At 65.5% G+C, this 24,237-nt stretch carries 21 protein-coding genes; 8 read left to right on the plus strand and 13 right to left on the minus strand.

Features of this window, described 5'->3' with window-relative positions:
• Window positions 1-1,079, plus strand: a 1,079-nt coding sequence (locus FGS76_RS19435; RefSeq protein WP_170214418.1) for a saccharopine dehydrogenase family protein, incomplete at its 5' end; no start/stop codon positions are given.
• Here the strand turns inward: FGS76_RS19435 and FGS76_RS06845 are convergent.
• Window positions 1,080-1,940: an alpha/beta fold hydrolase gene (locus FGS76_RS06845; protein ID WP_138771880.1), complete on the minus strand. Its 861-nt coding sequence runs from the start codon at window positions 1,938-1,940 to the stop codon at window positions 1,080-1,082.
• Window positions 1,927-2,769: an alpha/beta fold hydrolase gene (locus FGS76_RS06850; protein ID WP_138771881.1), complete on the minus strand. Its 843-nt coding sequence runs from the start codon at window positions 2,767-2,769 to the stop codon at window positions 1,927-1,929. The genes FGS76_RS06845 and FGS76_RS06850 overlap by 14 nt, the downstream gene beginning before the upstream one ends.
• A 114-nt stretch (window positions 2,770-2,883) precedes the next feature.
• On the opposite strand from FGS76_RS06850, the gene xthA reads away from it, so the two are divergent.
• Window positions 2,884-3,708, plus strand: coding sequence for an exodeoxyribonuclease III (gene xthA, locus FGS76_RS06855; protein WP_138771882.1), 825 nt, complete (start codon window positions 2,884-2,886; stop codon window positions 3,706-3,708).
• On the plus strand, window positions 3,705-4,715 hold the full coding sequence (locus FGS76_RS06860; RefSeq protein ID WP_138771883.1) for an ion transporter: 1,011 nt from the start codon (window positions 3,705-3,707) through the stop codon (window positions 4,713-4,715). The genes xthA and FGS76_RS06860 overlap by 4 nt, the downstream gene beginning before the upstream one ends.
• Here the strand turns inward: FGS76_RS06860 and sixA are convergent.
• The 5 genes from sixA to FGS76_RS06885 form a co-directional block, all read right to left on the minus strand.
• Window positions 4,712-5,173: a phosphohistidine phosphatase SixA gene (gene sixA, locus FGS76_RS06865; RefSeq protein ID WP_138771884.1), complete on the minus strand. Its 462-nt coding sequence runs from the start codon at window positions 5,171-5,173 to the stop codon at window positions 4,712-4,714. The two genes, FGS76_RS06860 and sixA, sit on opposite strands and share 4 nt — an antisense overlap.
• A complete protein-coding gene (locus FGS76_RS06870; RefSeq protein ID WP_138771885.1) occupies window positions 5,170-6,216 on the minus strand; it encodes an NAD(P)H-dependent glycerol-3-phosphate dehydrogenase in 1,047 nt (348 codons plus the stop codon). The genes sixA and FGS76_RS06870 overlap by 4 nt, the downstream gene beginning before the upstream one ends.
• 101 nt (window positions 6,217-6,317) lie before the next feature.
• Window positions 6,318-8,198, minus strand: a complete 1,881-nt coding sequence (gene htpG, locus FGS76_RS06875; protein ID WP_205717208.1) for a molecular chaperone HtpG — start codon at window positions 8,196-8,198, stop codon at window positions 6,318-6,320.
• Window positions 8,199-8,265: 67 nt separating this feature from the next.
• A complete protein-coding gene (locus FGS76_RS06880; RefSeq protein ID WP_138771886.1) occupies window positions 8,266-9,171 on the minus strand; it encodes a TIGR01777 family oxidoreductase in 906 nt (301 codons plus the stop codon).
• A complete protein-coding gene (locus FGS76_RS06885; protein ID WP_138771887.1) occupies window positions 9,168-10,787 on the minus strand; it encodes a hypothetical protein in 1,620 nt (539 codons plus the stop codon). The genes FGS76_RS06880 and FGS76_RS06885 overlap by 4 nt, the downstream gene beginning before the upstream one ends.
• Before the next feature lie 373 nt (window positions 10,788-11,160).
• Here FGS76_RS06885 and FGS76_RS06890 point away from each other — a divergent pair, with 373 nt between their 5' ends.
• The 5 genes from FGS76_RS06890 to FGS76_RS19560 all read left to right on the plus strand — a co-directional run bounded on the left by FGS76_RS06890 (window position 11,161) and on the right by FGS76_RS19560 (window position 15,110).
• Window positions 11,161-11,400, plus strand: a complete 240-nt coding sequence (locus FGS76_RS06890; protein ID WP_138771888.1) for a PA3496 family putative envelope integrity protein — start codon at window positions 11,161-11,163, stop codon at window positions 11,398-11,400.
• 283 nt (window positions 11,401-11,683) lie between these two features.
• Window positions 11,684-12,670, plus strand: a complete 987-nt coding sequence (locus FGS76_RS06895) for an MbnP family protein (RefSeq protein ID WP_138771889.1) — start codon at window positions 11,684-11,686, stop codon at window positions 12,668-12,670.
• 6 nt (window positions 12,671-12,676) lie between these two features.
• Window positions 12,677-13,876 carry a methanobactin export MATE transporter MbnM gene (locus FGS76_RS06900; RefSeq protein ID WP_240692450.1) on the plus strand — a complete coding sequence of 400 codons (1,200 nt, stop codon included), beginning with the start codon at window positions 12,677-12,679 and terminating at the stop codon, window positions 13,874-13,876.
• Window positions 13,873-14,862 (plus strand): hypothetical protein, encoded by a 990-nt coding sequence (locus tag FGS76_RS06905; protein WP_205717209.1) that lies wholly within the window; start codon window positions 13,873-13,875, stop codon window positions 14,860-14,862. Before FGS76_RS06900 ends, FGS76_RS06905 begins: the two co-directional genes overlap by 4 nt.
• The gene (locus tag FGS76_RS19560) at window positions 14,817-15,110 is read left to right on the plus strand and encodes a hypothetical protein (protein ID WP_205717210.1); all 294 of its coding nucleotides are present in this window, start codon (window positions 14,817-14,819) and stop codon (window positions 15,108-15,110) included. Before FGS76_RS06905 ends, FGS76_RS19560 begins: the two co-directional genes overlap by 46 nt.
• A gap of 183 nt (window positions 15,111-15,293) precedes the next feature.
• Here FGS76_RS19560 and sucD read toward each other — a convergent pair whose 3' ends face one another.
• From sucD to FGS76_RS06935, 6 genes are all read right to left on the minus strand, one after another.
• Entirely contained in the window at window positions 15,294-16,169 is an 876-nt protein-coding gene (sucD, locus tag FGS76_RS06910; protein ID WP_138771890.1) for a succinate--CoA ligase subunit alpha, read from the minus strand.
• A complete protein-coding gene (gene sucC, locus FGS76_RS06915; RefSeq protein ID WP_138771891.1) occupies window positions 16,166-17,335 on the minus strand; it encodes an ADP-forming succinate--CoA ligase subunit beta in 1,170 nt (389 codons plus the stop codon). Before sucC ends, sucD begins: the two co-directional genes overlap by 4 nt.
• 97 nt (window positions 17,336-17,432) lie before the next feature.
• Window positions 17,433-18,875 carry a dihydrolipoyl dehydrogenase gene (lpdA, locus tag FGS76_RS06920; RefSeq protein WP_138771892.1) on the minus strand — a complete coding sequence of 481 codons (1,443 nt, stop codon included), beginning with the start codon at window positions 18,873-18,875 and terminating at the stop codon, window positions 17,433-17,435.
• 15 nt (window positions 18,876-18,890) lie between these two features.
• Window positions 18,891-20,153 (minus strand): 2-oxoglutarate dehydrogenase complex dihydrolipoyllysine-residue succinyltransferase, encoded by a 1,263-nt coding sequence (odhB, locus tag FGS76_RS06925; protein ID WP_138771893.1) that lies wholly within the window; start codon window positions 20,151-20,153, stop codon window positions 18,891-18,893.
• Window positions 20,154-20,189: 36 nt separating this feature from the next.
• Window positions 20,190-23,027 carry a 2-oxoglutarate dehydrogenase E1 component gene (locus tag FGS76_RS06930; protein ID WP_138771894.1) on the minus strand — a complete coding sequence of 946 codons (2,838 nt, stop codon included), beginning with the start codon at window positions 23,025-23,027 and terminating at the stop codon, window positions 20,190-20,192.
• Between the two features lie 478 nt (window positions 23,028-23,505).
• Complete coding sequence (locus FGS76_RS06935) at window positions 23,506-24,222, minus strand: succinate dehydrogenase iron-sulfur subunit (RefSeq protein WP_138771895.1); 717 nt, start codon at window positions 24,220-24,222, stop codon at window positions 23,506-23,508.
• Window positions 24,223-24,237: the final 15 nt, after the last annotated feature.

Genomic DNA, 24,237 nt, shown 5'->3' on the forward strand with positions numbered 1-24,237 from the left:
GGGCCCGGGCCGGGCGCAACCGCGACAAACTGAAGCGGGTCGCCGCCGGGCTCAGCGGCGACGCCGACGCCCCCGCCCTGGTGGAGGCGGACAGCGCCGACCCGCGCAGCCTGGCCGAGCTGGCCGCCGCCCCCCGGGCGCTGGCCACCACCGTGGGCCCGTACATGCGCCATGGCGAGCCGCTGGTGCGGGCCTGCGTGGAACAGGGTACCCATTATTGCGATCTTACCGGCGAGCCGGAGTTCGTGAACACCCTGATTCCCCGCTACCACGAGGCGGCCCGGAAGGCCGGCTGCGCCATCGTCAATTGCTGCGGCTTCGATTCCATTCCCCATGACGCCGGCACCCTGTTCACCGTGGGCGAGCTGGCGCGGGCCCATGGCGGCCGCTTGAACGCCCCGGTGCAGGTGGAAGCGGCGGTGTCGTTCTCCGCTTCCTTCTCCGGTGGAACCTGGCAATCGGCACTGGAAGCATTCGCCCGGCCCCGGGAGAACCAGCAGCGCCTGCGCGATGCGCAGGTGCGCCTCAAGCAGTGGTATCCGCGCCGGGTCGGCACGCTGTCATCCCGCCCCCATAAGGACCAGGAACTGGGCGGCTGGCTGGCGCCCATGCCGACCATCGATCCGTTGGTGGTGCTGCGCTCGGCCCAGGCCCTTGAGGAGTATGGCCCGTCGTTTCGCTATGGCCATTATCTGCGCACCGGCGGCCTGCCCCGCTTGATGGCCGGTGCCGCCGGCGTCGGTGGGCTGGTGCTGGCCGCGCAGATCGGTCCGCTGCGGCGACGGCTGTTGAAAAGCCGGCCCGCCGGCGAAGGGCCGGATCAGGCGACCCGGGCCCGGTCCTGGTTCCAGGTCCGTTTTCGCGGCCGCTGTGGCGACACCGAGGTGCGCTGCCGGGTGGCCGGCGGCGACCCGGGCTACGATGAAACCGCGAAAATGCTCTCGGAAACCCTGATGGGGCTGGGTCTGGATCAAGCCGGCCCGGCGCACACCGGCGTGGTCACGCCGGTGATGGCCCTGGGCGAGCGTTTGATCGAGCGGCTGATGGCCGCCGGCATGGTGTTCGAGCGGGAGGCCTGATCAGGCCTCCGGGGCGTCCAGAAACTTGCGCACCTCGGTGGCCACCGGCGCCGGGTCATCCATATGCAGATGGTGGCGGCCCGGCAGCCGGCCCACGGTGACATCGGCCAGCCAGGCGATGCGATGGTCGAAGCGGCCGTCGCCGCCGAGCCCCTGGTCGCCGAGAATCAGCAGGGTCGGAACCGGGATCGCCCGCACGAAACCTTCCACCTGCTCCTCGGTGAGGCGCAGCGACGAGGTCAGCCGCAGGCGCGCGTCGGCGCGCCAGGTCCAGCCCCCTTCCACTGGTTCCAGGCCGCGTTCGCAGAGCAGCCGGGCGGAGGCTTCCTCCAGCCCGCCCAGCGCCGGCAGCCGGGCGGCCACCGCCTGTTCGGGGTCGGCGTACACCGGTTTGCGTTTACCCGGCAGGGTCAGCATCTGCTCGATTGCCTTGCGCAGGGTCTCCGGGGCGTCGCCACCGGCGGTGGCCGGCGGGCCCAGGCCCTCGATCAGCACCAGCTTGTCCACCCGCTCCGGGAAGGTGCCGGCGAACAGGCAGGCCACCCCGGCGCCCATGGAGTGGCCCATCAGTACGAAGCGCTCCCAGCCCAGGGCGTCGGCCACCGCCAGCACGTCGCGCACATGGTCCACGTAATGGGTGGCCTGGTGCGGCGGCCGGTGGTCGGAGTGGCCGTGGCCGGCGAAATCCAGCGCCACCATGGGGTTTGGCAGCTTGCCCGCCAGCGGCAGGAACGAGGCGGCGTTGTCCAGCCAGCCGTGCAACGCCAGGATCGGCACGCCCTCGCCCTGCCATTGCAGCGCCGCCAGTTGCTGGCCATGGACCTGGAAGCGACGTTCCGTGGGCGGCTCAGAGCGCCACATCACGCTGCTCCCGATGGTCGGCGCCAAGCAGATCGTCCAGGGTGGCCAGCACCAGGGCGGCGGTGCCCTCGGGACGTTCCAGCGGGTACATGTGGCTGCCCGGCGCGAACAGCCGCTTCATGCGGTGGCGCCGGGCATGGCGGGCGCCACCCTTCTGGAACAGGTCCGGCGACCCTTCCCCGGTGATCAGAGCGCCGGGCACCTTGAGGCGGGGCAGCGAGGTGACGCCGGTGGGGGTCTCATTGAACACCGCCACTTCCACCTCCGGGCGGAAGCGCAGCCGCCAGCCGTCCCCGTGGCGTTCCAGGCCGTGCTCCAGGTAGTGCTTCAGGGAGCGCGGATCAAATGCCTTGAACAGGCCCCGGGAGTTGAAGTAGCTCTCCACGTCGTCCCAGCTGGCCCAGTAGTCCAGGCGCCCCTTGCTCTTCTTCGCCGGCGAGAGCGCCTCCCCGAAACCGATCGCCTTGCCCACCCGGAAGACCAGCCCGTGGAGGCCATTGGCCACCGGCGGGTCGAGCATCACCAGCGCCTGGAACCAGTCCGGATGGCGGTGCGCCACCCAGAACATCAGCACCGACCCCATGGAGTGGCCCAGGCCGATCATCGGCTTGGGCAGGGGCTCAAGAAAGGCCTCCAGTTCCAGGCTCAGGCTTTCCCAGTTGGCGTCCACCGGATAGCGCGGGTCCTGCCCCAGGCACTCCGCCACGCGCACGTCGTAGTGGTCGCGGAGGGGGTCGAGAAAGGTGTCGTAGCTATGGCCGGGAACACCGTTGGCGTGGGCAAACGCCAGCACCGGCTTGGGACCGGGCCGCGGGGCGGCGTCGTTCATTGTCTGTCTCCTCCAATCCGAGCGCGGATGATAACCTCCCCGCCGGCCAAACTCATGGATCGATTCAACCACCGGCCATGCGGTGGTGTACAATGCGCCGCAAACGGAGGTGATATGACGCTGATTTCATTCAATATCAATGGCATTCGCGCCCGTCTCCATCAGTTGGAGACGTTGCTGGAAAAGTATCAGCCGACCCTGGTGGGTCTGCAGGAAACCAAGGTTCAGGACAGCGAGTTTCCGGAGCAGGCGGTACGCGACCTGGGCTACCACCCCTACTACTTTGGCCAGAAGGGCCACTATGGCGTGGCGCTGCTCACCCGCGAGCCGCTCGAGGCGGTGCGCTACGGCTTCCCCGGCGATGGCGAGGATGCACAGAAGCGCATGATCATCGGCCGCTTCAATGACGCCGACGGCAAGCCGGTCACCGTGCTCAACGGGTATTTTCCCCAGGGCGAGAACCGGGAGCATCCGGTGAAATTCCCGGCCAAGGAAAAGTTCTACCAGGATCTGCAGGACTACCTGGAACAGCACCACAGCCCGGACGAACAGCTGGCGATCATGGGCGATTTCAATATCTCCTCCACCGACCGGGATATCGGCATCGGCGAGGCCAACCGCAAGCGCTGGCTGCGCGAAGGCAAAACCAGCTTCCTGCCCGAGGAACGGGAATGGTGGCAACGTCTGCTGGGCTGGGGCCTGACCGATACCTTCCGTCACCGTTTCCCGGACACCGACGACGTGTTCTCCTGGTTCGACTATCGCTCCAAGGGCTTCGACCGGGACCCGCGCCGGGGCCTGCGTATCGACACCGTGCTGGCCACCCCGGCGCTGCTGGAACGGCTCACCGACACCGGCGTGGATTACGATATTCGCGGCATGGAACGGCCCTCGGACCACTGTCCGGTGTGGAGCCGGTTCGATAACCTGCCCTCATGAGCGTTCATGTCCACCTGAAGAAGCTGCGCCCGGGGCTCGATTCCCTGGGCTTCATCATCGACCTGGTGATGATCGTGCTGGTGATCGTCAACCTGGCGCTGATCGTGTTCGACTGGGCCTTTCGGGTGGAATCGGTGCAGGAATTGCTGCGCGCCGGGGTACCCGGGTTCTTCACCTTCTACAAGGAACAGATCCACGCCAATTTCTTCGAAATCGATCTGGCCTTCGTCACCGTCTATCTCACCGAGTTCGTCATCCGCTGGGGCTTCGCCATCGGCCGGCGCACCTATCACCGCTGGTTCTTCTACCCGTTCATACACTGGTACGACCTGCTTGGCTGTATTCCGGTGGGAAGCTTCCGCTGGCTGCGGATTCTGCGGGTGGTGAGCCTGATGTTCCGGCTGCAGAAGATGGGTGTGGTGGATTTCCGCGACACCTATCTGGGCCGCACCGTGATCAAGTACTACAAGGTGTTGATGGAGGAAATCTCCGACCGGGTGGTGATCAATGTGCTGGAAGGCGCGCAGCGGGAAATCCGCACCGGCGGCCCGATGATGCACCGCATCGAAAGCGAGGTGCTGGCGCCCCGCCGTGAGCAGCTGGTGGACTATGTGGCCGGCCGGGTGGCCGCGGCCGCTTGCCGGGGCCACGAACAGTATCGGGACCGGCTCGGCGAATACCTGGTTTATCTCACCGACGAAGCGGTGCAGCGCACCGCCGCCGGCCAGCGCCTGGCGCGGATGCCGGTGGCCGGGCCCCGCGCCATCGCCCTGCTCGGCGAAACCGTGCGCGACAGCGGCACCGCGCTGGTGGACCAGTTGGTGGAAGACATCAGCTCACCGGCCAACCGGCCCCAGCTGGACAAGCTGATCGACGACCTGATCATCGCGTCCGGCGGCGGTGGCGAACAGCTCAACGAGATGGTGAAACAGACGCTGCTGGAAATCCTCGACCATGTGAAGGCCCAGGTGGCGGTGCAGCACTGGAAGGAAGACGAACAATTCTAGCCCGGGCCGCGCATCCATAGCAGGCGGGCGCCACCGGGCGCCGCCACCTCCACGTCCAGCGCCGCCACCGTGCCGACCCGGAACGAAGGCCGCGCGGTCGGCTCGCCGATCCAGGCGGCGGTGAGCAGGGACACCAGCGGCATATGGCTGACCAGCACCGTGTTGTCCTGTTCCGGCTGTAGTATCAGCCAGTCGAAAAACGCCTGGGGACGCGCCTCCGGCACCAGCCAGCCGCAGGCCTCCTGCTCCTGGCCACCGAACGCCCGGGCGATGCACAGGGCGGTTTGCTGGGCCCGGCGGTAGGGGCTGGCGATCAGCCGCTCCACCTGTATTCCCTCCGCGCGCAGATCCTGCCATAACGCCAGCACCTCCAGACGGCCACGCTCGGTGAGCGGCCGTTCCGCGTCGGTGGGAGCCTGGGCCACGGCTTCACCGTGACGGCACAGATAGAGTCTCAAGCGGTTCCCCCGTGAAAACTGAACTCCACGTCGTGCTTGTGCTCGCCGCCCATCAACCGGGCGATCATGGTGTCCAGCGGCTTGCCCTCGTAGATGATCTCATAGAGCGCCGTGGCCAGCGGCATATAAACGCCCAGCTGCCGGGCCCGGGTGGCCACCAGGCGGATGGTGTTGAGGCCCTCGGCGGTCTGGCCCAGGGCTTCCAGGGCCTGGTCCAGGTCCTGGCCACTGCCCAGGGCGTGGCCGAGCCGGTAGTTGCGCGACAGCGACGAGGAGCAGGTGGCGATCAGATCCCCTACCCCGGACAGTCCCAGGAAGGTGAGCGGGTTGGCGCCCAGCTCCACAGCGAAGCGGCTCATTTCCGCCAGCGCCCGGGTCAGCATGAAGCTGCGGCTGTTCTCGCCGATGCCGATGGCCGCCGCCATGCCGGAGGCCACCGCGTAGATGTTCTTGAGCGCCCCACCCAGCTCCACGCCGTAGATGTCCGGGTTGTCGTAGACGCGGAAGTAGTCGCAGCCCAGCGCCGTCTGCACGGTCTGGCACAGGGCCTGGTCCGGGCTGGCGATCACGGTGCCGGTGAATTTCCGTTCGACGATTTCCCGGGCCAGGTTGGGTCCGCTCAGCACGCCGATGCGCGCCTGCTCCCATTCCCGCTTGAGCAACTGGCTCATCAGCAGAAAACCGTCTTCATAAATGCCCTTGGTGCAGCTCACCACCAGGGTGCCCTCGGCCACCTTGGGACGGGCCTGGCGCAGCACCTCCACGAAGGCGCTGGAAGGCACCGCCACGAACACCAGGTCGGCGCCGTCCAGCACCTCATCCAGGCTTTCCGTGGCCTGCACGCCCTCGGGCAGGGACTGGCCCGGCAGGTAACGCGGGTTTTCCCGGTCCTCGTTGATGGCGGCGGCGGTTTCCGGGTCCCGCACCCAGAGCCGGGTACAGTGGCCGTTTTCCGCCAGAATGCTGGCCATGGCGGTCCCGAAACTGCCACCCCCCAGGATCGCGGCGGTGTGTCGGTTCTGGTCCTGTTCGTTGTGCTCCATCGGGCGGCGCCCCTCGGCTTCGGCGCGCGCCGGGCCGTGCTTGACGGCGGCGGCGCGCGGGAAATTTCCGGCATCATAGGACCTGCCGGATCAAAATGCGATCAGGCGCGTTCCGCCTGGGCCTGCAGCAACCGGTTGAGGCGCCGGGCGGTGGCCGCCGGGTCCTTGGGCAGGCGCCCCTCGGCGAGCAACGCCTGGTCCAGCAGCAGCTCGGCGATCTCGTCGAAACCGGCCTGGTCCTCGATGCCCTGCAGCCGCGCCAGCAGCGGGTGGGACAGGTTCACCTCCAGGGCTGGCTTGCTCTCCGGCGCCGGCTGGCCGGCGGCCTCCAGCATCTGACGCAGCTGCGGGCCCAGTTCGTCCTCGCCGAGCACCAGACAGGCCGGGGATTCCACCAGCCGGCCGGTGGGCCGCACCTCGGTGACCTGGTCGCCGAGGCTGTCCGCCAGCCGCTTGATCAGCGGATCATCCTGCTCGGCGGCCTTGGCCTCCTCCTCCCGGTCGTCCATGTCCAGCTGGCCCCGGGCCGCGTTGACCAGTTTCTTGCCCTGATACTCGTCCAGGTAGTTGGTCATCCACTCGTCCACCCGGCCGGTGAGCAGCAGTACCTCGATGCCTTTCTTGCGGAACACTTCCAGGTGCGGGCTGTTGCGGGCCGCGTCCAGATTGTCGGCGAGCAGGTAGTAGATCTTGTCCTGGCCGTCGCCGGCCCGTTCCAGGTAACGGTCCAGGGACACCGCGCCGGGGGCGCCTTCCTCGGTGGAGGGGAAACGCAGCAAGGCGGCGATGGCCTCCCGGTTGTCCGGGTCCTCGCCGATGCCTTCCTTCAGCACCTCACCGAACTGGGCCCAGAAGGTGGCGTACTTGTCCTGGTCGTTGCCCAGTTTCTTGAGCATCTGCAGCACCCGCTTGGTGAGCGCGGCGCGGATCTTGCGCACCGGGCCGTAGTCCTGCAACAGCTCGCGGCTCACGTTGAGCGGCAAGTTGGGCGCGTCGATCACGCCCTTGATAAAGCGCAGGTACATGGGCAGGAACTGCTCCGCGTCGTCCATGATGAACACGCGCTGCACGTACAGTTTCAGGCCACGGCTGGCGTCACGGTGGTACAGGTCGAACGGGGCCCGGGCCGGCACATACAGCAGGCTGGTGTATTCCAGGGCGCCTTCCACCTTGTTGTGGCTCCAGGTCAGGGCATCCTGGAAATCGTGGCTGATATGCCGGTAGAAGTTCTGGTATTCCTCGTCGCTGACCTCGGTGCGCGGCCGCTGCCACAGGGCGGTGGCGGAGTTGACGGCGCGCCATTCGCTTTCACCCTGCTCGCCCTCGCCGCCGGTTTCCGCCTGTTCAGGCATCAGAATCGGAAAGGCCACGTGGTCGGAATACTGCTGCACCACCGAGCGCACCTTGTCGGCGTCCAGGAATTCCCGGGCATCGTCGCGCAGGTGCAGCACCACGGAGGTGCCACGCTGTTCGCGCTCGACGGTCTCCACGGTGAATTCGCCCTGGCCGTCGCTTTCCCAGCGCACCCCGGCGGAGGCCGGCTCGCCGGCCCGGCGGCTGAACACCTCCACCCGCTCGGCGACGATAAAGGCGGAATAGAAGCCGACCCCGAACTGACCGATCAGCTGGGCGTCCTTCTTGCGGTCGCCGGTCAGGTTGGCCAGGAATTTCTCGGTGCCGGAACGGGCGATGGTGCCCAGGTTGTCCACCGCGTCCTCGCGGCTCATGCCAATGCCGTTATCGGCGATGGTCAGGGTGCCGGCGTCGGCGTTCACCGACAGCCGGATCCAGGGTTCCGGATCGTTTTCCATCAGGCTGTCGTCGTCCAGGGCCTGGAAACGCAGCTTGTCGCAGGCATCGGAGGCGTTGGAAATCAGTTCCCGCAGGAAGATTTCCCGGTTGCTGTAGAGGGAATGCACCATCAGGTGCAGCAGGCGGGATACTTCCGCCTGGAAACCACGGGTTTCGCGGTCCTGACTCATCGTTATGTTCTCCACCAGAAATCAGTGTGTAAGGCTGGCTGCAAAGATAAGCCCGACCCCACGGATTTCAAGAGTCAGCGACCAGATCGGCCAGCGCCTGTTCCAGAACCGGGTGGCGAAAACTGAAGCCCTGGTCCTCCAGCCGGCGCGGATAGACCCGCTGGCCGCCCAGCAGCATGCCGGACAGCTCACCGAGCAGCAGCTTGAGCAGCGGCGCCGGCGCCACCCAGGGCGCCGGGCGATGCACCGCCGAGGCCAGGGCACGGTGGAAATGCCGCTGGGTCACCGGATGGGGGGCGGTGGCGTTGAAAATGCCCTCCACCGCCGGGCTCTCCAGGGCGCGCATCAGAATGGTGGTCATATCGTCCAGGTGAATCCAGCTCAGCCACTGGGCGCCGTTGCCGAGCCGCGCCCCCAGGCCAAGGCGGTACACCGGCAGCAGCTTGGCGAGCATGCCGCCGTCCCGGCCCAGCACCACGCCGGTGCGGATCAGGCACAGGCGCATGCCCAGCCGCTGGGATTCCCGGGCGGTCTGTTCCCAGCTGTCGCAGAGCCGGTAACCGAAATCCTTGCGGCGGGCGGAGCTGTGCTCGGTGAGTTCCGCGTCGCCGGCATCGCCGTAGAAGCCCACCGCCGAACCGCTGACCAGCACCGGCGGGGTGTGCGTCAGGCGCCGGCACAGCTCCACCACCGCCCGGGTGGTGCGCACCCGGGAGGCCAGCAAGCGGTCCTTGCGGGGCCCGGTCCAGCGGCCGCTGAACAGGTTCTCGCCGGCCAGGTTGACGATGCCGTCCAGCACCTCGTGGTCGGCGATTTCGTCCAGGGAAGCCACCACCCGGGTATCCGGCGGCAGCACCGGGCGGGCCCGGGCCGGACGGCGGCTCAGCACCACCGGCCGGTGGCCGGCACTGACCAGGCGGGCGCACAGGGCCCGCCCGATAAAACCGCTGCCGCCGGTGACCAGAACCTTCATGGCGTCTCCTTGAGGGTGTCGATGTCCTCGATGGGAAAGAAGTACTCCATACTGCCCGCTCCCATCGGCACCGCCAAGGTCAGTTGCCGCTGGTCGAGCCCGCGCAACAGGCCCTGGTGTTGCTCACCGCTGGTCAACGTCACCGTCACCCGGCGGCCGATCAACTGTTTGGCACCGTCCAGCACCGGCGCGGGGCCGGCGTCATCGGAGGCCCGGGCGGCATCGCCATTTCCCTGGGGCCGCGCATCCGCCGGCGGCTTGCCGGTCAACGGTGAACCGGTCGACGGCGGTTCCGCCTGATCGCCGCCCGGGCCGGCGGCGGGCAGCAGCAGCCGGGTACCGTCGGCCAGCCGCACCTCCCGCACCCGTTCCGCGCCCAGCGTCCATTCCGCTTCGCCGGCGCCCAGGCGCAGGGTCAGCCACAGCCGGTCGCCGGTCACCCGGGTGAGCCGGCCTTCCCGGGTCTGGCCGGTGCTCTCCACCACGGTTACCGGCTGGCCGGTGTAAGCCACCAACTCGGCGAAGGCGTCCAGCCGGCGCACCGGCGCCGCCGCCAGGTCGGCCCGGTCGGGGCCCCGGGCCTCCCGGAAGCGGTCCTCGCTGGCGCCGCTGAGCACCTGCCGGTCCAGCGACCCCGGGGTCACCGCCCAGCCCGCCGAGGTTTCCTCCAGCGCCATGCGGCGCCGTTCCACGGTGCCGTCACGCAGCGCCACCCGGGCCTGCACCTGGCCGCGACCGTCGGCGCGACTCAGGTTCACGTTCTCCACCCGGATACTCTGCACGGCGCCGTCCGGGTACTGGGTGTGCAGGTACTGCCGGGCCACCCAGGCCAGGGTGTCCGGGTGGTCGAAGAACAGGTCCACGCGGCCGTCCCGGTAACGCAGGTGATCGGCGTGGGCGGTGAAGTCACCGACCAGATAGCTCTTGGCACTGTCCGGCAGCGCCAGTTGCAGGGCGCCGCTGAAGCGGCCGTCGCCGAGTGGCGCCAGCGCCAGCTCCAGGCGGTAGCCCTGCTTGAAAATGCGGGTTTCCGGATAGCTTTGCCCATCCGGGGTCCAGGACAGGTGAATCTCCGGGCCGTCGCTCTGGGCCGAGTCCACCAGCAGGGTGCGGCGCTCGTCCAGGTCCTCCGCCGGCCAGCCGAGCAGAATGCTCAGCGAACGCTCCGGCAGAAAGCCCTCCCCTTCCTGCACACTGAGCACGCCGTTGATCAGGGTCACCCGGGCGGCGGCATCCAGGGCAGCGCCGCGCAGGCGTCCGGCCAGGGGCTTGCCCTCACCGCGCACCATCAGCAGGCTGGCCTCCGGCGACTGCACGAAGGAGGTGGCCACGGTGTCGGTGGCGCCGCGCAGCACCTGCCCCGGCGCCACCGCCGGCGCCAGCATCACGCGCTGCACATAGAACAGGCCGGCGCCGGTGAGCAGGCACACCAGCCCCAGCACCCGCAGCAATGCCAGCAGGCCATAGTGGCCCCAGTGTTCCTGCACCTGGCGCCAGCCGGCCAGCGGCAACAGAAAAAGCAGCGTGCTGTGACCGTGGGCACCGGCCTGTCTGACCAGCCCCACCGTGGCCATGATCAGCAGGCTGATGCCGGCCACGATAAGCCATTCCGCCATTTTCCTATGATCTCCCCAGTGCACCCGGCGGCGCGCCGGCGGCGTGCCGTCCGGTCAGCTTACAAAGGGCGCCGGGTGCAATCCACCGTTTCCCGGACCAGCGGCACCGGGGCTATGACGCCCATCACATTGCCGCCGGCCCGGCGCTAAACCAGGCGTCATCGGCGGTGCGCGCCGGGCCGTGACCGGATCGCTTTTTCCGGTCATCGGTTTTCATCAAAAAAGGCTTGTCTGGACGAAAAACAGACGTTATATAGGCGCTGAGGTGGTCAGGAAAACGACCGGCGACAAGCACTCTCTCCACCGTCGCCCGGTTCGGCTCCTTGGCACCCGGTTGTTTGAGGCCGTTCCCAATTTGGTGAAGGAGGCGACCATGAGTAACCGACGCGCTGAGACAGAATATGAGTCGGATGAGTTGCTGATGAATGATGACTATGAAGTGGAAGATGACCTGGAAGAGGATGTCCAGGAAGAGAAGGCGGCCCGCGCCCGCGGTTTCAATATGGACATGCGCCATCGTATCGAGGATCGCCTGGAGGAACGTCGTCTCAAGCGCGAGCTGAACGACTACGACTTCTTCGGGCTGGAAGACGACGAGGACGTATTGCACTGACGGTTTCTTGAAAGCATCGGTGGCGCTGACGCACCGCCGATGCTGAACACGCTGAACACACGGGCTGAACACACGGAAAGTCTCGCTCCGGCGCCCGGCGTCTCCGGGCGATACGGCGTTTCCGCTGTAACGCCGGTGTCATTTCCGCCTATCCCAACCGTAACTGACTTTCCGACGTGGCGCTTTGCCACGCCGCTTGGGGCGTTTTGCCGCATCCGCCCCCTCCCCCGCTTTCCTATACTCGCCCCGGTTTGATAACAACACTCGAACAAGGGGACCTTCCATGCGTATCGCCATTCCCGCCCTGCTCGGCCTGGGCACAATTCTGCTGGCCGGCTGCGGCGGCTCCAGTTCATCTTCCTCCAGCGACGACACCGGTGGTAATCCGTCCGCCGCTGCAAGAGTATCCATTCCGTTCCGCGCGGTGGTCGGCAATGAACCGTTTGAATGCGGCCGCACCTACAGCGGCATCGGCTTGAACGGCGGCAACAACGCGGTGGCCAACGACGCCCGGCTGTTCATTCACAATGTCCGTTTCATCACCAACGACGACCGCGAAATCCCGGTCACCCTGGACGACCAGGTGGCCGCCCACCAGAAGGCGGGCGTGGGAGAAGAAGGCATCGCCCTGCTCGACCTGCGCGACAAAAGCCTGGGCTGCACCGGCGAGGAAGCCAACCCGGATTACTACGATACGATCACTGGCCGGGCGGACATCGCCAACGAAAACATCCGCGCCCTGCGTTTCTCCGTGGGCGTGCCCGAGAAGTACAACCATATTGACGCCCAGGGCGGCCAACCGCAGGTGGACGCGGATTCCGGCGAACCGATTCCCGGCAGCACCGCCACCGGCCCGCTGATCGCCAGCGGCATGGGCGCCGGAGGCATGCACTGGAGCTGGGCCATGGGCTACGTGCACGCGCGCCTGGAAATGAAGCTGCCGGAAGGCAGCAACGTGTTCTTTATCCACCTGGGCAGCACCGCCTGCGAGGGCGAAGCGGTGAACGGTGAGCGCACCTGCGCCAACGGCAACCGTCCGGATGTGGAAGTGGACGGCTTCGATCTCCGCCAGCACGCGGTGCGGATGGACCTGGCAAGCCTGTTGTCCGGTAACGACATCACCGTGAACCAGGGCGGGCCGTTCGGCTGCATGTCCTCGGACGTGGACCAGGATTGCCTGCCGATCTTCGAGCGGCTGGGTCTGCCCTTCCCCGGCGGCGATCCGGACGGCGACTTCGCGCCGGTGTTCAGTGCCGTGGACGCGGATTGATTATCCGTGATCCCAACCCGGCTTTTCCTCCCAGCCCTGTGTCTGCTGCTGGCCGCCTGTGGCGGCGGCAGCAGTACCCGGGTGGACGATCAAAACGCCTCGGCGTCGGACTTCAACTGGAACATGCCCGGTTGGGTGCCGCTGCCCATGGAACCTTCCAACAATCCGATCGCTGAAGAAAAATTTCAGCTTGGCCGTCACCTGTTCTACGACACCGATCTGTCCGGCAACGGCACCATCAGTTGCGAGTCCTGCCACCAACAGGACAAGGCCTTCACCGACGGCCGCGTGCGTCCGGTGGGCGCCACCGGCGAAGTGCATCCCCGTAATGCCCAATCCATCGCCAATGCCGCCTGGCTGCGTACCCTGACCTGGGGCAACCCGGCCTTGACCGAGATCGAGCAGCAGGTGGTGGTGCCCCTGTTCGGCATTGATCCGGTGGAACACGGCATCAACGAAGCGAACCAGGACATGGTGCTGGCGCGCCTGCAGGAAAAGCCGGAATACCAGAGCCTGTTCGCCGCCGCCTACCCGGAGCAGGATGACCCGCTGTTCGGCGAACTGGCGTGGCAAAACATCGTCCGCTCACTGTCCAGCTTCGTGCGCGGCATGACCTCGTTCCGCAGCGACTTCGACCGCTACAACGCCGGTGACGTGGGCGCCCTGAGCGCCTCCGCCAAGCGCGGCATGAACCTGTTCAACAGCGAACGGCTGGAGTGCTTCCACTGCCACGAGGGCTACACCCTCACCGCGTCGGTGCGGGACCGCCGTATCACGCCCACGGTGCCGGCGCCGTTCAACAACACCGGGCTCTACAACATCGATGGGATCAGCGGTTATCCGGCGCCCAATACCGGCAAATACGAACTGAGCGGCAACCCGGCGGACATGGGCCGGTTCCGGCCGCAATCGCTGCGCAACGTGGCGCTGACGGCACCCTATAACCATGACGGTTCCACCGCCACGCTTCGCGATGTGATCCGCAACTATGCCGCCGGTGGCCGCAATATCACCACGCCGCCCCATGTGGGCGACGGCCGCATGAACGTGAACAAGGACCCGTTCATCGTCTCGTTCACCATCAGTGAAGCGGAGATCGATGACGTGGTGGCTTTCCTTGAATCGCTCACCGATCACGAACTCATCAACGACCCGCGCTATGCCAATCCGTGGCTCGACGTTACTGTTCAGGATACCGCTCCATGAAACGTGTTTTTTTGTTTTCAACGGTGGCGCTGGCCGGCGCCGCCCAGGCCCACTACATCCCGACAATGCAGACGCCCACCACCGTGGACGCGGATCTGGTGGCCACCTGGCGCTCCGCCAGCCTGGTGGAGGAATACGACTACTGGCAGGTGCCCGGCACACTGATGGGCGGCCATGCCTGGCCGGCCCAGGAAGGCGTTCAGGTGGATGAGATGAACCTGTCCCTGAATCACCGCATCGATGAAAATCTGTTTGGCGGCGTCGGCCTGGCCAGCCATCCGGAGGGCGACGACAGCCACGGCGGCGTGGAGCTGGAGCATGCCTATGTGGGCTGGATTCAGAGTGACGGCCCCTGGGTGGCCGAGGTGGGCCGGCTTTCCGCCGCGTTCTCACCGTCGCTGATGGCCCACGCCTCTCAACGTCTGGCCAGCGAAGCACCGCTCGCCAACGATGTGTTCTTCGGTCGCCATTTCCACGACGACGGCGCCCGTTTCTGGTGGCACGAAACCGCCGGCGTCTCCGCCGGTGCCGAGATCTGGCGCGGCAAGGCCTTCCCCGCCACCGACAGCGGCGACGGCGGCGCCTGGGATGTGTTCGCCCGTTACCAATGGCAAAGCGAGCGGTGGTCCTTCCAGGCCGGTGGCTGGTTCTACAGCGCCGCCGCCGAAGCACGGGCGGACCACCGCTACGGCGGCGGCCATCAGCATGTTCCGGTGGCGCCGCCGGGGGAAACCGCCACCGCCTTCTCCGATATTCGCTATACCGGGGATACCGACATCCATGGCCTGCATATGGAACTCGCCTATCGTATTAGCAGCGACTGGCGTCTGGCTCTGGAAGGGAATGGATGCGGGCGAAACTGGACGGGGTGGTGCACGATGCCATTGGTCGACAGGCGGACCTGGACGGCACCCAGGACGGCGGCTGGATTCAACCGTCCGTGCACTGGCGCCAACACACTTTCGCGGTACGCGCCGAGCAGCTGACCACCGACAACGATCTGGTCGGTCCGGCGGCGCCACAGCTGGGCGACGAATCCGGCCTGGCCAACCCGGACGAACACGACCCGCGCCGCTTTACGGCGATCTGGCGCTGGCAGTGGCGTGACAACGTGGCCCTGCGCGCCGAGGCGATCCGCGATGAGAGCCTGCCGGAAACGGAGAACCGCTGGACCCTGGGGGTGATCTGGCAGCAGCGCCTCTGGCCCGTGGGACCTGCCCGCCATCATCATTGATTGCTCCGGATAGGCTCAGCCGCCCACAAATAGGAGGGGCCGGGCGGCACTCCGCTTGAGTCGCGATCGCTCCGGGTGCCGCCGTTATCGCGACTGAAGTCGCTCCTACCGAGTGGCTAGGCGCAACCCACAAAAAAAGCCCGCCGGATGGCGGGCTTTTTTTGTGGTGAGGAAGGTGCTGACTTACCAGCCAGTGGCCTTCTTCACGCCCTCGCCGATTTCGGCGGGGTTACGGACGGTGACCACACCGGCCGCTTCCAGGGCGGCGAACTTCTCGTCCGCGGTGCCCTTGCCACCGGCGATGATCGCGCCGGCGTGGCCCATGCGTTTGCCCGGAGGCGCGGTGACACCGGCGATGTAGCTGACCACCGGCTTGGTCACGTGCTCCTTGATGTAGGCAGCGGCTTCATCTTCCGCGGTGCCGCCGATCTCACCCACCATGACGATGGCTTCGGTCTGCGGGTCGTTCTGGAACATTTCCAGCGCGTCGATGAAGGTGGTGCCCGGGATCGGGTCGCCGCCGATACCGATACAGGTGGACTGGCCGTAACCCAGTTTGGTGGTCTGGTTGACCGCCTCGTAGGTCAGGGTGCCGGAACGGGACACGATGCCCACCTTGCCCGGCTTGTGAATGTGACCGGGCATGATGCCGATCTTGCATTCACCGGGGGTGATCACACCGGGGCAGTTCGGGCCGATCAGGCGCACATTGCCCTTGCGGACGATGTATTCCTTCACGTACAGCATGTCCAGGGCGGGGATGCCCTCGGTGATGCAGACGATCAGCTCGATGCCGGCGTCGGCGGCCTCGATGATGGAGTCCTTGCAGAACGCCGCCGGTACGTAGATCACGGAGGCGGTGGCGCCGGTTTCCTTGACCGCGTCGGCCACGGTGTTGAACACCGGCAGGCCCAGATGGGTCTGGCCGCCCTTGCCCGGGGTCACGCCGCCGACCATCTTGGTACCGTACTCAATGGCCTGTTCGGAGTGGAAGGTGCCCTGGCTGCCGGTGAAACCCTGGCAGATTACCTTGGTGTTCTTGTCGATCAATACGCTCATTTGGCACCTCCCGCGGCTTTCACCACCTGCTCGGCGGCGTCGTCAAAACTCTTGGCGGCGATGATGTTCATGCCGCTGTCGGCCAGCTTCTGGGCGCCCAGCTCGGCGTTGTTGCCTTCCAGACGCACCACCACCGGCACTTCGACGCCCACTTCTTCCACGGCGCCGATGATGCCTTCGGCGATCAGGTCACAACGGACGATACCGCCGAAGATGTTGACCAGAACCGCTTGCACCTGGTCGTCGGAGAGGATGATCTTGAACGCTTCGGTCACGCGCTCCTTGGTGGCGCCACCGCCCACGTCCAGGAAGTTGGCGGGCTGGCCGCCTTTCAGCTTGACCAGGTCCATGGTGCCCATGGCCAGGCCAGCACCGTTGACCATGCAGCCGATGTTGCCTTCCAGGGCCACGTAGTTCAGTTCCCACTCGGCGGCGCGGCGCTCGCGCTCGTCTTCCTGGGAAGGATCTTCCAGGGCCTTGATGTCCGGGTGGCGGAACAGCGCGCTGCCGTCCACGTTGATCTTGGCGTCCAGGCAGTGCAGATCGCCCTGCTCGGTGATCACCAGCGGGTTCACTTCGATCAGCGCCAGGTCCTTGTCGTCGAACAGCTTGGCCAGACCGGTGAAGATCTTGGCGAACTGACCGACCTGCTTGCCTTCCAGGCCGAGCTGGAACGCGATCTGGCGAGCCTGGTAAGGCTGCGCCCCGACCAGCGGGTCCACTTCCGCCTTGAGGATTTTCTCGGGGGTTTCCTCGGCCACTTTCTCGATTTCCACGCCGCCCTCGGTGGACGCCATGAACACCACCCGACGGGTGGCGCGATCAAGTACCGCGCTCAGGTACAGTTCCCGGGCGATGTCGGTGCAGGTTTCCACCAGGATCTTGGAAACCGGCTGACCGTGCTCATCGGTCTGGAACGTGACCAGACGCTGGCCCAGCCATTTCTTGGCGAATTCCGCCGCTTCCTCGGGGCTGTCGACCAGCTTCACACCACCGGCCTTACCACGGCCACCAGCGTGTACCTGGGCTTTGACAACCCATTTGTCGCCACCGATTTCCTTCGCCTTGGCGGCCACCTCTTCAGGGGTGTCGCAGGCGAATCCCTTGGAAACCGGCAGGCCGTAATCAGCAAACAGCTGTTTAGACTGATACTCGTGGAGATTCATGCCTTAACTTCCATCAAATGTCTGTGGATAGCGCTCCCGGCGCAGATTCAGGGCCGCGTTGGGCCCTGACCGGATCAGGGCCCGTTGCGCGCGAGCCTTACTTCTTGCGGCGGCGTTGCGCCACGTGAATGGCTTTGTAGTCCGCGGCCAGAGCGGCCTCGTGGACGGTCTCGGAGAGGCTCGGGTGGCCGAACACCATCAGCTGCAGATCCTCGATGCTGGCGCCGAATTCCATCGCCACCACACCTTGCTGGATCAACTCGGAAGCCTGCGGGCCAAGCACATGCATGCCCAGCACCCGGTCGGTCTTCTCGTCCACCACGAACTTCACCAGGCCGGCGGGCTCGCCGGCGGCCAGCGCGCGGCCATTGGCGGCGAAGGGTACCGCGCCAACCTTGTAGGGTTCGCCGGATTCCTTCACCTCTTCCTCGGTTTTACCCACCCAGGCCACTTCCGGATGGGTATAAATGACGCCGGGCACGGCGTCGTAATTCACCTGGGTGTGTTCCCCTGCGATCACTTCCGCCACCATCACGCCCTCTTCGATGGCCTTGTGAGCCAGGGCGGGACCGCGCACCAGATCGCCGATGGCGTAAACGCCGGGCACATCGGTACGGCACTGGTTGTCCACGTAAATGAAATTACGCTCATCCAGGGTGACACCGGCGTCCTGACTGAGCAGGCCTTCGGTGTAGGGGCGGCGTCCTACCGCCACGATCAGACGATCAAAGGTTTCCTCGTGCTCTCCGTCTTTATCTGTATAGGTGACGCGCACGGAATTCTTGTTTTTCTTGGAGGCAGTGACCCGGGCACCGAGTTTGATGTCGAGTCCCTGCTTGGTGAAAAGTTTTTGCGCTTCCTTGGAAATCTGCTTGTCCACCGCCGGCAGGAAGGTGTCCACCGCTTCCAGCACGGTGACTTCGCTGCCCAGACGGGACCAGACGCTGCCCAGTTCCAGGCCGATGATACCGGCACCGATCACGCCCAGTTTCTTGGGCACGGAATCGAACTCCAGGGCACCGGTGGAATCGACGATGATCTTCTGATCCACCTCGGCGGGCGGAATCTCCACCGGCACGGAGCCGGCGGCCAGGATCACGTTGTCCGCTTCCAGGGTTTGCTCTTCGCCGTCTTCGTTGGGGGTGAACACCACCTGCTTGTTGGCCTTGAGCTGGCCGGAGCCCTGCAGCCAGGTCACCTTGTTGGCCTGGAACAGGGAAGCCACGCCGCCGGTGAGCTGCAGGACCACTTTGTCCTTGCGCTCCTGCATGGCTTTCACGTCCATGTCCAGCTTGCCGACCTTGATGCCGTGGTCGGCGAAGGCGCTTTCCGCCTCGTGGTATTTCCAGGATGAATCCAGCAATGCCTTGGAGGGAATGCAGCCCACGTTCAGGCAGGTGCCGCCCAGGGCCGGTTTGCCCTGCTTGTTGATGCGTTTCTCGATGCAGGCGGTTTTGTAACCCAACTGCGCGGCGCGAATGGCGGCCACATAGCCGCCCGGTCCGCCGCCGATGACGATAACGTCGTATTTGTCGCTCATAACCTATCCCTTTGTTCAGATGTCCAGCAGCAGCCGGGCCGGATCCTCGATGAAGTTCTTCACGGTGACCAGGAACTGCACCGCTTGCTTGCCGTCGATCAGGCGGTGGTCGTAGGACAGCGCCAGATACATCATCGGCAGAATCTCCACCTTGCCGTCCACGGCCATGGGCCGTTCCTGGATCTTGTGCATGCCCAGGATCGCGGTCTGCGGCGGGTTAAGAATCGGCATGGACATCAGCGAGCCGAACACACCGCCATTGGAGATGGTGAAGGTGCCGCCGGTCATCTCTTCGATGGACAGTTTGCCCTTCTGGGCTTTCTGACCGTAGTCGATGATCTGGGATTCCACTTCCGCCAGACCTTTCTGGTCGGCGTCGCGCACCACCGGTACCACCAGGCCGCGCTCGGTGGAAACCGCCACGCCCACGTCGTAGTAACCGTGGTAGACCACGTCGTCACCGTCGATGGAGGCGTTCACTTCCGGGTAGCGCTTGAGCGCTTCCACGCAGGCGCGAGTGAAGAAGCCCATGAAGCCCAGACGCACGCCGTGGGCCTTCTCGAAGGCGTCCTTGTAGTTCTTGCGCATGTCCATGATCGGCTTCATGTTGACCTCGTTGAAGGTGGTCAACATGGCCGCGTTCTGCTGGGCGGACACCAGCCGCTCGGCAATGCGCTTGCGCAGACGGGTCATCGGCACGCGGCGCTCTTCGCGCTCGCCGGGCTCCGCCTCGGGGATCGGGGCCGCTTTCGATTCGGAAGAGGAGGACGCCGGCTTCTCCTGGCGGTTGGCCAGAGCCTTCTCCACGTCTTCCTTGGTGATGCGGCCATCGCGGCCGGTGCCTTTCACGTCACCGGCGGACAGACCGTGCTCACTCATCAGCTTGCGAGCGGCGGGGCCGGCCTGGGCGTCGCCATCACCGCCTTCGGACTCGGCGGACTCACTGGCGGCCTCGGTTTTCTGCTCTTCGGCCTTGCCTTCGTCGGCCTTGGCTTCGCTTTTGCTCTCTTCCTGCTTGGCGGCACCGCCACCGGAGCCGCTGCCGGCTTCCAGGTGACCCAGGACTTCCTGGCTTTCCACCGTGTCGCCTTCGTCCTTGAGGATCTTGCCCACCACGCCATCGCTGGGGGCGACTACCTCGAGGACCACTTTGTCGGTTTCGATGTCCACCAGCAGCTCATCACGCTTGACCGCCTCGCCTTCTTTCTTGTGCCAGGTGGCCACGGTGCCGTCCGCCACGGATTCCGGGAACTGTGGGGCTTTGATTTCTGTCGCCATGCTGATTCCTTTAAACCCTTTTCGGTTCGCTTTCGCTTATTTGATCTGGAATGCGTCTTCGACCAGACGCTGCTGCTGTTCCACGTGCAGGGACATGGAGCCCGCCGCCGGCGCCGCCGCCATGTCGCGGCCTGCGTAATGCACCTGCAGGTTGTCCTTGACCGCCCGGGCCACTCGCATGAAGTGATGCTGGGAGCTGAACCAGGCGCCCTGGTTCATGGGCTCTTCCTGGCACCAGACCAGGTTTTCCAGGTTCGGGTAGCTCTCCAGGACCTCGGTGAGACGCTTCTCCGGGAACGGATAGAGCTGCTCCACGCGCACCACGGCGGTGTCGTTGAGGTCGTCGCTCTCGCGTTTCTCCAGCAGGTCGTAGTAGACCTTGCCGGCGCACATCACCACGCGCTTCACCGCCTTGCGGTCAAACTCGGGCTGTTCGTCGATAACGGTCTGGAAACGACCCTCGGCCAGGTCCTCCAGGGACGAGGTGGCGCGTTTGTGACGCAGCAGGCTCTTGGGCGTCATCACCACCAGCGGCTTGCGCAGCGGGCGGATCGCCTGGCGGCGCAGCAGGTGGAAAATCTGCGCCGGCGTGGTCGGCACGCACACCTGCATGTTGTGCTCGGCGCACAGTTGCAGGAAGCGCTCCAGGCGCGCCGAGGAGTGCTCGGGGCCCTGCCCTTCGTAGCCGTGCGGCAGCAGCATGGTGAGCCCGCACAGGCGGCCCCACTTGGCTTCACCGGAAGAGATGAACTGGTCGATCACCACCTGGGCGCCGTTGACGAAGTCGCCGAACTGGGCTTCCCACAGGATCAACGCCTTGGGCGTGGTGGTGGCGTAGCCGTATTCGAACGCCAGCACCGCTTCCTCGGACAGCAGCGAATCGTAGATGTCCATGCGCGGCTGATCATCGTTGAGATGCTTCAGCGGCACATAGTTTTCGCCGTTCTTCTGGTTGTGCACCACCGCGTGCCGGTGCGAGAAGGTGCCCCGGCCGGAGTCCTGGCCGGTGAGACGCACCATGTAACCCTGATCCAGCAGCGTGGCGTAGGCCAGGGTCTCGCCGTAGCCCCAGTTCAGGGGCATGGCGCCGGCGGTCATCTTGCGGCGGTCTTCCAGGATCTTCTTGACCTGACGCTGGGTGACCACGCCCTCGGGCAGGGTCTCCAGGCGGCCGGCCAGATCCTGAAGTTTCTTCAGCGGGTAGCCGGTGTCCCAGTCGTCCTCGACCTGGTGGCCGATGAACGGGGACCAGTCCACGAACAGCGCCTTGTTGGGCTCGCGCACCAGGGCCTTGACCACGTGGTTGCCTTCGTCGAGGGCATCCCGGTAGTCGTCGACCATCTTTTGGGCGTCCTGCTCGGACAGCACCTGCTCGTTGATCAGGCGTTCCGCGTACAGGGTACGGCTGGACGGATGGGACTTGATCTTCTTGTACATCAGCGGCTGGGTGGAGGACGGTTCGTCCGCCTCGTTGTGACCCAGACGGCGGTAACAGACCAGATCGATCACCACGTCCTTCTTGAACTGCATGCGGTAGTCCACCGCCAGCTGGGTGACGAAGTAGACCGCTTCCGGATCGTCCGCGTTAACGTGGAAGATCGGTGCCTGGACCATCTTCGCCACGTCGGTGGAGTACTCGGTGGAACGGGCGTCATCCCGGCGGCTGGTGGTGAAGCCGACCTGGTTGTTGATGATGATGTGCAGGGTGCCACCGGTGTGGTAAGCACGGGTCTGCGACATCTGGAAGGTTTCCATCACCACGCCCTGGCCGGCGAAGGCGGCGTCGCCGTGGATCAGGATCGGCACCACCTGTTCGCCACCGCTGTCGTCGCGACGGTCCTGGCGGGCACGCACCGAGCCTTCCACCACCGGGGAGACAATCTCCAGGTGGGAGGGGTTGAAGGCCATCGCCAGATGCACTTCACCGCCGGAGGTCTGCACGTTGGAGGAAAAGCCCTGGTGATACTTCACGTCACCGGAGCCGTTCTCGTTGAAGCTCTTGCCCTCGAACTCGCCGAACAGGTCCCGCGGGCTCTTGCCCAGGGTGTTGACCAGCACGTTGAGACGGCCCCGGTGGGCCATGCCCAGCACCATTTCCTTGGCGCCGTAGCTGCCGACCCGCTGGATCATCTCATCCATCAGCGGAATCAGGGACTCACCGCCCTCCAGGCCGAAGCGCTTGGTGCCGGGGTAGCGGCTGCCCAGGTACTTCTCCAGCCCTTCGGCGGCGGTCAGCCGCTCAAGAATATGCTGCTTGATGTCGGCGCCGTACTGAGGATGACTGCGCACGCCTTCCAGCCGTTGCTGGATCCACCGCTTCTCGGCGGTGTTGACGATGTGCATGTACTCCGCGCCCACCGTGGAACAGTAACTGCCCTGCAGGCAGTCCATGATCTCGCGGAGGGTGGCTTCCGGCTTGCCCAGGAACAGATTGCCGGTCTGGAACACGGTGTCCAGATCGGATTTGCTCAAACCGTGGTGGGCCAGTTCCAGATCCGGTACCGCTTCGCGCTCCATCAGACCCAGGGGGTCCAGCCGGGCCACCTGGTGGCCCCGGTTACGGTAGGCGGCGATCAGGTGCAACACCCGCACCTGGCGGCGTTCGTGCTCGGAACTGACCGCGCTGGCGCCCATCTTCTGGACCCGGGAGCGGTTTTTTGCTTCCAGCAGAAAATGTTCGCGTACCGCTGAATGGGGAACGTCGGATTCCACCGCGCCGTTGACGCTGGGGAGCTTCTCGAAGTAGGCGCGCCAGTCTTCCGGCACGGAGTTGGGATCGGTCAGGTAGGATTCGTACAGTTCATCAACATAGGCCGCGTTGGCGCCCCCAATGTGGGAAGACTGCCATTGGCGGTGCATGGAACTGTCTTGCATCGTCGCTCGTTCCTTAGCCGGGCGAACGTCACGCCTGTGGGCATGTCTGCTGCTGTCCACAGGGCTGCGACCCTGTTACCCGCGCTTATCGCTGTTTACGGAAACGGCGCCTTTTAAGCTCCGTCTCCACCCTGCTTGTCGCGACTCCGGGGTTGCCGGAATCGCCCGGTATTGTAGTACGTTTATGGGGCCATTGTTAGGCGGTACAAGACCATGGTAGAGCCCAATTTGCCCCGATCTGGTCTTTGCACCCCGGCGAAAGGCCCAAAATGCCCGCAAACGCCGTCAAGCTTAACGAAACCCGCCGGTCACGGCCCCACCCCGTCGCATTCGGAAACAAAAAAACGCCGGGAGCGTTTTTTGACGTCGCGCCAGCGACGGCCCGAAGGGCGCCCGCCATGGACGGTGGGCGCAAAAAAACGCCGGGAGCGTTTTTTGACGCCAAAAAAAAGGCGGCCCGCAGGCCGCCTCTTCTCACTCACACGCCCCGTTCAAGGAGCATGGAGCGAATGTGCCCGATGGCCCGCGTGGGGTTGAGCCCCTTGGGACAGACACTGACACAGTTCATGATGCCGTGGCACCGGAACAGGCTGAACGGGTCGTCCAGCCGGGACAGGCGCTCCTCGGTGGCATTGTCACGGCTGTCCGCCAGGAAGCGGTAGCTCTGCAACAGGGCCGCCGGGCCCAGGAACTTCTCCGGGTTCCACCAGAAGCTCGGGCAGCTGGTGGAGCAGCACGCGCACAGAATGCACTCGTACAGACCGTCCAGCTTGGCCCGGTCTTCCGGGGTTTGCAGGCGCTCGATGGCCGGCGCCGGCTGGTCGTTCTGCAGGTAGGGCTGCACCTTCTCGTACTGCTCGTAGAACACACCCATGTCCACGACCAGGTCACGGATCACCGGCAGGCCGGGCAGCGGACGCAGCACCAGCGGCTTCTTGCCTTCCTTCACGCCCGGCGCCACTTCGGACAGCGGGGTGATACAGGCCAGGCCGTTCTTGCCGTTGATGTTCATGCCGTCGGAACCGCACACGCCCTCGCGGCAGGAGCGGCGGTAGGCCAGGCTCTCGTCCTGTTCCTTCACCAGAGCGAGGATATCGAGCACCATCAGGTCCTTGCCCTGGGTGTCGACCTCGTACTCCTTCATGGTCGGCTCGCGGTCGGTGTCCGGGTTGTAGCGGTAGATACTGACTTTCATGGCTACACGTCTCCG

This window comes from Alloalcanivorax gelatiniphagus (assembly GCF_005938655.1).
Taxonomy (GTDB): Bacteria; Pseudomonadota; Gammaproteobacteria; order Pseudomonadales; family Alcanivoracaceae; genus Alloalcanivorax; species Alloalcanivorax gelatiniphagus.